Here is a 9,007-nt window from a genome sequence, read left to right as displayed (position 1 = left end):
AAACGGAAGTTGAAGCCGGTGGCGAGCGTGCGGCGGGTGATCATATGCTGGCGGTAGGCGTAGGTCTCGCCCTGGTCCAGTTGATTCAGCGCGGCCACCAGATCGCCGTGTTCGTCATACTGGTAGCGCACGAACGGCGTGGCGGCCAATTCCCAACCCTGCTCGCCCAAGGTGGCCGGGCCGATGGCGACGATGTGCCGGCCGTCGCGCTGGATGTGCAGGGTTTTGCCCCAGCTGGCCTTCAGGGCCTGGACCTGGCCGTGCGGGTCGTAGACCGGCTCGATGGACTGGCCGGCGGCGTTCTGCCAGCGCTGCAGGCGGCAGCGGCCGTGCTCGCCCTGGAAGAGGCGGTCCGGCTGGCCGGCGCTGACCAGGCGAAAATGGCCGGCTTCCCGGTATAGGCGCAGCTGCTCCGGCAGGTTCAGGCTGTCGGAGCCGGGGTCGGGCAGCGGCAGTTCGATGGTGCGGCCTTCGCGGTCGTGGAAGGCGACGGCCGTGTCCGAGACGTCCAGCCACTCGTCCAGCGGCGTCAGCCAGCCGTGGCCCAGCTGCAGGTCCGTGGCGCTCTGGCCGCTGCGGTAGAAGCGCGTCCAGGGCAGGCTCAGCGGCCCGTCCCAGGTGAAGTCGGTCAGTGCCAGCAGTTCCTCGCCGGTGGCCATGCTGATCGGACAGCCGCTGGTGCAGGTGTCGGCGGCCTTCAGGGTGGGTTGGCCGGTGGCGGAGCGGCCGGTCTTGGCAGACGTCTTTGGCGCGGCCGGGTTGTCCGGCGGCTCCAGCGGGCAGCGTACGATGCTGCCGGGCGCCTGGTTGGGCAAGGCGGCGCCGGCTTGAACGGCCTGGGCCGCGCGTTGTTCGGCGCTGGCCAGATCCTCGACCTTGTCCAGCTTGCCGGTTCTGGCGAACAGTTCGCCCGCCTTGCCCAGCTTGCCGATCTGGCTGGCCGGGACGGCGCCGGTCAGCACGTACGAGGCCGTTTGCGCGTCAAACTCGGCCAGGCGGCCTTCCGCGGCGGCCTGGGCTCTCGCCGTTTTGTAACTATCCCAGGCGGAGGCGGCACCGTCTTTGATCTCGTTGAGGGTGCCGGTGGGATCATCGATGGCGTGGCCGATGCGGTTGCCGGCCTGTTGGGCCATCTCCTGGGCGGTTTCAAAGGCTTGCTCCCGGTAGGCCGGATCGGTCGCCAGGTGATAGCCGGCCTTGCCCAGATCCATGGCGCCATCGACGCCTTCCTTGGCGCGCTCCAGGAGATTCCTGGCAAGCTGTTTTCTGAATTTTGTGGGATAACCAAACGCTTCTTCCTGCATTGCAATCTCCTATAACCAGATGCCGGCATCCAGCGCCAGCCGCACCCTCAGCAAGGCGGTTTGGGCTTCCACTGTCAAGGCCGGTGTCAACAGTCCCTTGGCCCAAGGGGCTTGGTGTTCGAACTGCTCGCCGTAGTGCAGTCCGCAGGCGGCGAATACGAATTGTGCATCTTCGCTCAGAAAACCCCGGGTTTCGGCGCGTTTGAGCGCGCGCGGCAGCAGCGCCTCCTCCTCCAAAAGCGCGGCGCTGTCCGGCAAGGCGTTGGCCAGGGCCAGACCGATGCGGGCAGGGCGGTCCAGACCGAAGCTGTCCTGGCTGAGAAACCAGCCTATCGTGCCGGCTGCGCGGCTGGCTTCCGTCCAAACGCCCGGGGGCAGCCGCTCGGTCAGGGCCGCGAGACGGCCTTCGACCGGCAGGGCGGTATTGACCAGCAGCGCATGGATGGCCGGGTGCCGGTCAAACTCCGGCGCGACGGCCGCCATCAGGTAGACGAACGCCCCCAGGCTGGCTTGCCAGGTGAAGCCGTAACAGCGCGCCCGCGCCAGGCCGAAGCCGATCAGGTGCGTCAGCGTGACCGGCGACAGCCGGGCATAGGCCGGATAGGTCTGCTGGATATGCCGGCACAGGCTGGCGCGGAATCGCTGTTCCTGGTGCTGGTCGAGCAGGCTGAGCTGATGGGGTTGGATCGTCAGCATGCGGGAGCGGTCGGGAATAAGAGCTTATTGAGCGGGGCGTTTGGGGAGGTCCGAGAGGTGTTGTCCATCACGTGTTGTCCATAAGGTTCGGGTCGATAGCGCTTTTTAGTCTAGCTCAAATTTGGCAATTTAAAAAGGGTAATTGCACTCGCCGTACGGATACAGACTGATGGTAAGGTAGTTTTCCCACAGCTGTTTCACGAGCGCGAAACCCTGAAAATCGGCCGTCATCGTGAGGTGCTGTCAACGGCTCCGCAGTCAGCTGTAGCGCTTCTGTAAAAGGCCGCGATTTACCCGAGCGGCCTCATTTGTGGCCTGGGAAGGTTGCCATGCGAAATTGGAGGGGCGGGAATCGTGCGTGGTTTGGCAGATGCTCCGGAAAGCAACGACGCTTGGATGATCCTCAGTGCGCGGCCGGGTACGGAAGCGTCTTCATACATACCGAGTCGGGGAATTTCCTCCCGGCCTGGAAGTCCACGTTGGTAAAGCGGAAGATTTTACTTTACAGTGAAACAGCAGCTTGTAGCGTCCATCATGCAGGCTGTACAGGGTTTTCCAACCGCGCCGCCAACCTTTTCAACCAGAGCGATGATATGTTGCTAGATACGAAGATTCCATTAAGTTATTTGTTTAACAAGGTCAAATATGATCTGTTAGTGGTGCTGGTCATATCCGGGGTATTCCACACAATAAAAATTTTTTTCGTCGAGCATTTGCCTGTCATCCCGATATCTCTTGTTACGGTGTTAGGCACGAGTATTGCCTTGTTGCTGGCCTTCAAACTCAACCAGTCGTATGACCGTTGGTGGGAAGCGCGTAAAATCTGGGGCTCGATTGTCAATGACTCACGGATGCTGGTGTTGCAATTGCTCGGCTTTATAGCCGCCGAGAAACTGAAAGAGCAGGATATCGATTCGCTTGTGAGACAAATGGCGTATCGGCAGATAGGCTGGTGTTACAGCCTGGGCCAGTCATTAAGACAACAAGACCCCATGGCGAACCTGGACGGCCTGGTTGCCGCTCACGAACTGAGCGCGCTTAAAGCGCAGAGCAATAAACCGCTGTATCTGCTGATGCGTCATAGGATTGATTTGAGAACATTGCACCAGCTCGATGTATTAAACGATTTTCAGCAAATACAGGTGGAAGGCACTATCGGCCGGCTTGGAGATTCAATGGGGAAAGCGGAAAGAATTGCGAATACGGTATTTCCGGTTACCTACAGAAAATTTTTACACTTTTTCATTTATATTTTTTTAATTTCGCTCTCTATTGCTCTGGTAGAGAGTATTGGTGTTTATGAAATACCTTTGCTTATGATTATTGCCTCAACTTTTTTTCTGATTGAAAAGTCGGCAAGACACTTGCAGGATCCATTTTCCAACCGCCCGACTGACATAGCGATTACGACCATCGCACGAACCATCGAAATAAACATCAGGCAGTTACTGCTTGAAAAAAACATTCCCAAGACGATTGCGCCTAATGGATTTTATGTCGTGTAACTGATGTTACGCATTGACGATTTTATCCCGTTTGCCGCGCCGAGCACCGGAGCTTTCGCCGAGAACAGACCGAAGGGGCGCTTCATGGATGAAGCGCGTTGCCAAAGGGACAGGAGTCCCTTTTGGCAACCCTTGGCGAAAGCGAGGAGCGCAAGGAAAAAGCGGCAACGGGCGGCCTTTTCTTTGGTTACTTTCTTTTCGACTGCATGGATGCAGGAGGTAGAGCAATGCAGGAGCAATTGCCGAGGCCGCGCAAAAGAAAGTAACTCGCCTTCGGGTGCGATAAACCCGATTCAAACAACCGTCGCGCTAGCGACACTTTATTAAATCGATCTAACTTCAACTGGCTGCGTAACATCAGTCATGTAAGTTTTTTGCCATTCAAAAGCCGGGGCTTTCATTATTTTCGCAGAGCGTGGAAATGATAGATAATCAGCCCATTTTCCGATGCAAAACAAATGGAGAACAGCCATGGCTGTAAAACTGTCTGAAATCATAGATAGCATTGAATTCATCAGTGCTGATCCGGGACTCGATAGCGAGGCGTTTTTGTCGCTGGACAGTGGGGAAATATTTATCCGTTCTCCCTACTATGACGAAGAGATGGCGAATTGTCCCGATGATGTTGATGATTCAGCCCAATATCTCCCGTTGCCGCACAAGCATGAACTGGACCTTGGCGTGAGGTTGGTCAAGGTATTCGTCGCCGAATACTGTCCGTCCGAAAGCGACAAGGTACATGATATGTTCAGAAAGCGCGGCGCCTACGCAAGGTTTAAGGACTGGGCCGAGCGCAAGGGGCTTCTGGATGATTGGTACCGGTTTGAAGAGGACTCAAAAACAGCCGCCATACGGGAATGGTGCGAAGAAAATGATGTTGAATTTTCTGAATAGTGGCGGGTAGATGGACTCAATCATGTGGGGCGCGACTTCAGTCGTCCCAGTTTTCAAAATGCGGCGCGGTAATACGCGCTATAAATATAGAAAGAGATAGCCCTCGGCTTGCACCGAGGGCTCATTTTGCGGAATTATTCGCAGTTGCTCACAGTGTCTGCATCCCTGGCCGGGCCAGTCATGCAGGTATCGGTGCCGGTGCCGCCGTCCAGGATGTCGGAGCCGGGGCCGCCGCCCAGAAAGTCATTGCCCTGGCCGCCCGATACCGTGTCATCTCCAGGGCCCGCGCCCAGGAAATCATCGCCACGGCCGCCGGACAGCATATCGTCGCCCGGATGTGCGTGCAGCGTGTCATCGCCATTGCCGCCAATCAGATGATCGATGTCGCCGGCTCTCTTGCTGCCTGAAAGATAGTCGTCGCCATTGCCGCCCAATAACGTATTATCGCCGTTACCGCCGTCGAGCATATCATCGCCGTTACCGCCGCAGATGACATCATCGCCTTCGCCTGCGTAGACTTCGTCGTTACCATTGCCGGCGTAGATGACGTCGTCGCCATCCGTTCCCATAATGTAATCGTCCTCGCCCGTGCCGACGCAAGTGGCCGGAATGCCGTTGCACATAGGAATTTTGCCAGCGGGTGCGGAGGAGGGATCGGCACAGTTGATGTCGGCGGCCCAGGTTGCGGAATGGGCTGTCAGCATTAAAGTCAAGGCGCAGCCGGTCATTATTTTAGTTTTCATTCAATACCTCAAAAATGGAGTCAATACGGCCAAACAGTTGTTTGGATACAGGTGATATAGCAGAAGTTGTGCCATTCTTAAGTAATTGAATTTATTATAAGTTTATTTTTTAATAATATACTGCTGTGGCATATGCCCTGGTCAATAGGTGAAATGACACAGTTTTTGATAAAAAATGAGGTTTTTTAAATTGCGGAGGAATTGATGCCGCAACTCGTTGGATGCGGCATTCGGATGTGCTATGCCAGAAAATTTTCCAATAATTGGCAGACGAAGGGATTTTGCGCGGCGACGCCTTTGTCCGCGTCGGTGTTATAACCCCACAAGGCGAAAATGAGCTTGATCTCGGCCAGTTGGTCGTTTTTCAACACATTCAGCAAGGTCGGCAGCCGGTCCTCGACAAAATGAATCGGCTGTCCGGAATGTTTCTCCAGCAGTTTCTTCAGAACTTCCTGCTTGCTCATATTGCGGTCCAGGCCAAAAATATGCGCGTCCGGCAGTTCAATCCGGTTGGCTTTCAGGATTTGTTTGACGAAGCGTTCCTGCTTGGTGGTGATGATATACCAGATACCCTGTTGTCCCAGCCGTTGGAGCCTTTCGCTGATGCCGGAGAATAACGGATTCATATCGATCCAGTCGGCCAGCGCCGTCTCTATCCAGGCATCGCGCGTTGCGCCGAAACGTTGTTTCAGGTCGCCGGCATCGACTTGCGCAGCCTGCATCAGGGCCTGGGTTTTGCCGGCATAGTCGGTATAGATCGAGGCCGTTGTCTCGCCCAGGTGCAGCAGGCGCATGGCCAGTATCGCTTCATAACCGGTTTCGATGATCGGCCGCACCTGGCGAAATTGGTCTATCAGTTGCGACGGCGGCACGGGGCCTGGCATATCGTCCCAGATCTGGCCTGCGCATTTCCAGCCCGTTATCGCGGTCTCGACCGCGCTGTCACAGATTACGCCGTCGAAATCAAGCGCATAGATAATGGAGTTGTTCATAGGTTTGTTGTTTTAAAGTCGTGTAAGCGGTAATTGCGGCCCTGAACGATTAACGGTGATCGGCGTACAGGCGCTTAACCCAGGTCTTGTTTTCGGCAAAGCCCTCGCTGATCTTCTCGAGGGCTTCGGGGAACTGCCCCGGCCAGGCAACACCGTATTTTTCGGCCTTGTGCAGCGGCCCCAGCAAGGACGCAACGGCCAGATCGGCCCGCGTGAAGCGGTCCCCGACCAGGAATTGCCGGCCTTGCAGGCGGGCATCCAGTTTCTCGACAGCCCGGCTGAGTTGTTTGAGGGCAATTTGCGAGGTCCTTTGATCGAGTTTCATCTTGCTGCGCATGGTCTTACTCAGTTTCGGGTAAAGAACCGGCATGATAAAGCGTCCGTACCAGGGGCCGCCCGCGGTAAATATCGGCATCAGCAAATCCGGGTGGTCAAGCAAGACATTGTAACAAACCATCCTGACCGGAATTCCCAGCTGTTCATCGGCGAATGCTTCCCAGTCCAGGGCCTCCTGTTTTAGCGCCTGATCGGCAGGGGTCAGTGACGATTCAGGGAACTGCTGGTCCAGATAATCGATGATGTCGCTGGAATTTCTGACGGCCTTGCCGTCATGGACCAGGATAGGGAGCGAGGAAGAACCGCTCAGTTTCATGGCCTTGGATCGATGCAGGCCGGGCAGGAGGTTGATGGTCCGGTAATCCAGTTTCTTGTAATCCAGCGCCCAGCGCACTTTTTCACAATAATGGGAAATAGGGAATTGATAGAGAGTCAGCATGGTGTTTTTCCTGGTACTTGCATGTACTATTAGGCCCATCAGTTGCAGGGATCGGATGACGATTGTGAATAATAACACCTTGAAACGCAATATTGCATTCACCGGCCACAGCACCAATCTGCTGGGTATTTCCACGGCGTGGCTGGCCAGTGCCGATTTCAACGAACAGCCTTGCGAATTGCACATACACGGAACCCGCGAGGCCAATGCCGGCTTGTTCGATAAACTGGCCGGCGCGCGGACCGTGGCGGAGGCAGGGGCCGTGTTTCAGGATTACATGAGCCTGGTTTTCGGTTTTGAGGACGAGCAGCGGCTTAAAGTCGATTCCCAGGGCCGGCGGCGGTTTCGCAGCAGTTACCTGAGCCTGTTGCAGGATTGGGGCTTCGACTCCAACAACGCCCAGAGCGCGGTACTGAAGGGCTGGGTCGAAAGCCGCTTCGGTCTATTGCCGACTTATCACAAGGCGCCGATCAGCGGTTTCACCACCCAGGCCTGGATGGCGTATATTCAGGACAAAATGAACAGCCGCTATCACAACAACTGCATCTATCTGCAGCTCGATTTGCTGTACGAATTCTGCCAGTGGGTCGCGACGCGCTTCAACACGCCGGCCGGCAGCCACATGACGCTGTACCGCGGCATCAACAAATTCACCGAGGACTGCGTGCGGGAAAAAATGGCTGGCCACCGCATGATCCTGCGCCTGAATAATATCGTTTCATTTACCGATCGCCGCAGCCGGGCCAGCGAATTCGGCGACTACATCATCGAAGCCAGGGTGCCGAGAGTGAAACTGCTGTTTTTCAATGACCTGCTGCCCCGGCATACCTTGCGCGGAGAGTCCGAGTATCTCGTGATAGGCGGCAGTTATCAGGTGCGGGTGTCTTATTAGGACAAACAGGAGAATACACAGAATGAACTTGACGCTTAAGGACCGCGCTCTGGGCGCTTATCTGGGCCTAGCCTGCGGCGATGCGCTGGGCGCTACCGTGGAGTTTATGACGCCTGAGCGAATTCGTGCCGAATATGGCGTGCATCGCGACATAATCGGCGGCGGCTGGCTGACGTTACGACCCGGCCAGATTACCGATGATACCGAAATGTCGATTGCTCTGGCCCAGGCCATGATTGACAGCGGCGGCTGGGATTTGACGCGCGTGGCCGACGCGTTCGCCGACTGGCTGCGATCATCGCCGGTCGATATCGGCAACACCTGCCGCCGCGGCATCCGGCGCTACATCAAAACCGGGGCGCTGGCAGGCCCGGTCAACGAAGCCGAAGCCGGAAACGGCGCCTGCATGCGCAATCTGCCGGTCGCGATCGCAACCCTGGGAGACGCGCGGGCATTCGAGCGGCAAACCCTGGAGCAATGCCATCTCACGCATCACCATCCGTTGTCCGATGCGGGGACGTTGTGCCTGGGGCGGATGCTGCAAGCCTTGTTTGCGGGCGACGGCATCGCGCCTTGCCGGCAACAGGCCGAGGACTTGATAGATGCGCACCCTGAATTTCAATTCGATCCCTATCCGGGCCGGGCCGGCGGCTATATCGTCGATACGCTGCAAACCGTGTTGCACTATTTTTTTCATACCGATTCATTCGAAGCGTGCGTGACCGAAACCGTCAATCGCGGCGAGGATGCCGATACCACGGGCGCGCTGGCCGGCATGCTGGCCGGCGCGCATTACGGCATCGATGCCATTCCGCCGCGCTGGCTGGCGCAGCTGGAGCCGGCTATCAGCCGGACCCTAAAGCGGCAGACCGATGCCTTATTGAAGCTGAATCAGTCTGGAAGAACTGTGGATTAATTAAGGAATGCGCATAAAATAACTTCCTCAAGTGCGCGGATGCATTTCCGGTGTAGGTGCGGATTTATCCGCACAGTGCGAATACCCATAGGGCACAAGTACCCCATAGGGCATAAATGAATTCGGCCCTAAAGCTGCGTAATAGCAGCTAATGAATCATAAAGTTTTTTATCTTAACTGATGTTAGGCATGGACGATTTTATCCCGTTTGCCGCGCCGAGCACCGCAGCTTTCGGCGAGAACAGCCCGAAGGGGCGCTGCATGGATGCAGCGCGTTGCCAAAGGGACAG

The 9,007-nt window shown here is 56.5% G+C and carries 10 protein-coding genes; 5 read left to right on the top strand and 5 right to left on the bottom strand.

Features of this window, described 5'->3' with window-relative positions; translation table 11 throughout:
* Both EK22_RS21435 and EK22_RS21430 read right to left on the bottom strand, forming a co-directional pair.
* Window positions 1-1,304 (bottom strand): DUF6531 domain-containing protein (locus EK22_RS21435; protein WP_036254269.1); only part of this gene is annotated, 1,304 nt, incomplete at its 3' end.
* A 9-nt stretch (window positions 1,305-1,313) separates the two neighbouring features.
* A complete protein-coding gene (locus tag EK22_RS21430; RefSeq protein WP_036254266.1) occupies window positions 1,314-2,000 on the bottom strand; it encodes a hypothetical protein in 687 nt (228 codons plus the stop codon).
* Window positions 2,001-2,308: 308 nt separating this feature from the next.
* On the opposite strand from EK22_RS21430, the gene EK22_RS21425 reads away from it, so the two are divergent.
* From EK22_RS21425 to EK22_RS21415, 3 genes are all read left to right on the top strand, one after another.
* On the top strand, window positions 2,309-3,505 hold the full coding sequence (locus EK22_RS21425; protein ID WP_235209472.1) for a bestrophin family protein: 1,197 nt from the start codon (window positions 2,309-2,311) through the stop codon (window positions 3,503-3,505).
* A gap of 122 nt (window positions 3,506-3,627) precedes the next feature.
* Window positions 3,628-3,771: a hypothetical protein gene (locus EK22_RS25380; protein WP_235209471.1), complete on the top strand. Its 144-nt coding sequence runs from the start codon at window positions 3,628-3,630 to the stop codon at window positions 3,769-3,771.
* A 205-nt stretch (window positions 3,772-3,976) separates the two neighbouring features.
* The gene (locus EK22_RS21415) at window positions 3,977-4,399 is read left to right on the top strand and encodes a UPF0158 family protein (RefSeq protein WP_036254275.1); all 423 of its coding nucleotides are present in this window, start codon (window positions 3,977-3,979) and stop codon (window positions 4,397-4,399) included.
* A 134-nt stretch (window positions 4,400-4,533) separates the two neighbouring features.
* Here the strand turns inward: EK22_RS21415 and EK22_RS21410 are convergent, their stop codons facing one another.
* The 3 genes from EK22_RS21410 to EK22_RS21400 all read right to left on the bottom strand — a co-directional run bounded on the left by EK22_RS21410 (window position 4,534) and on the right by EK22_RS21400 (window position 6,909).
* Entirely contained in the window at window positions 4,534-5,142 is a 609-nt protein-coding gene (locus EK22_RS21410; protein WP_051962016.1) for a calcium-binding protein, read from the bottom strand.
* A 239-nt stretch (window positions 5,143-5,381) separates the two neighbouring features.
* Complete coding sequence (locus tag EK22_RS21405) at window positions 5,382-6,134, bottom strand: HAD family hydrolase (RefSeq protein ID WP_036254257.1); 753 nt, start codon at window positions 6,132-6,134, stop codon at window positions 5,382-5,384.
* Between the two features lie 49 nt (window positions 6,135-6,183).
* The gene (locus EK22_RS21400; RefSeq protein WP_020157298.1) at window positions 6,184-6,909 is read right to left on the bottom strand and encodes a glutathione S-transferase family protein; all 726 of its coding nucleotides are present in this window, start codon (window positions 6,907-6,909) and stop codon (window positions 6,184-6,186) included.
* A 55-nt stretch (window positions 6,910-6,964) separates the two neighbouring features.
* On the opposite strand from EK22_RS21400, the gene EK22_RS21395 reads away from it, so the two are divergent.
* Both EK22_RS21395 and draG read left to right on the top strand, forming a co-directional pair.
* Complete coding sequence (locus tag EK22_RS21395) at window positions 6,965-7,801, top strand: NAD(+)--dinitrogen-reductase ADP-D-ribosyltransferase (protein WP_036254255.1); 837 nt, start codon at window positions 6,965-6,967, stop codon at window positions 7,799-7,801.
* Between the two features lie 22 nt (window positions 7,802-7,823).
* The gene (gene draG, locus EK22_RS21390) at window positions 7,824-8,717 is read left to right on the top strand and encodes an ADP-ribosyl-[dinitrogen reductase] hydrolase (RefSeq protein WP_036254252.1); all 894 of its coding nucleotides are present in this window, start codon (window positions 7,824-7,826) and stop codon (window positions 8,715-8,717) included.
* The last annotated feature ends 290 nt before the right edge of the window (window positions 8,718-9,007 follow it).

This window comes from Methylobacter sp. BBA5.1 (genome assembly GCF_000746145.1).
In the GTDB taxonomy this organism is placed as follows: Bacteria; Pseudomonadota; Gammaproteobacteria; order Methylococcales; family Methylomonadaceae; genus Methylobacter; species Methylobacter marinus.
This window is presented reverse-complemented; position numbering and strand designations above follow the sequence as displayed.